General features: G+C 42.0%; 1 rRNA gene. It reads left to right on the plus strand.

The window, feature by feature from the left end:
* Window positions 1–166 precede the first annotated feature (166 nt).
* A 5S ribosomal RNA gene (gene rrf, locus ACYP5M_RS26510) occupies window positions 167–282 on the plus strand.
* The last annotated feature ends 137 nt before the right edge of the window (window positions 283–419 follow it).

Raw genomic sequence — 419 nt, forward strand, 5'->3', positions numbered from 1 at the left:
GGCGACATGTGGAGCTGACTGATACTAATAGATCGAGGACTTAACCAACGCTTTTTAAAAAATGAAATACCTTCTTAATATTATCTAGTTTTGAAGGAATGAAAATTTCTTCTTGCATTTTGATTTCATACATGGTATGATAATAAATGTGCTAAAAGATTAAATGTTTGGTGGCGATAGCGAAGAGGTCACACCCGTTCCCATTCCGAACACGGCAGTTAAGCTCTTCAGCGCCAATGGTAGTTGGGGGTTTCCCCCTGTGAGAGTAGGACGCCGCCAAGCTATAATCATTGTATTCTTTTTAAATAAATGGGAATACTATATTTATAAAAGTAACATTCATACCGTCGCGGGGTGGAGCAGTCCGGTAGCTCGTCGGGCTCATAACCCGAAGGTCGCAGGTTCAAATCCTGTCCCCG

The sequence above is a fragment of the Peribacillus sp. N1 genome, from assembly GCF_054600815.1.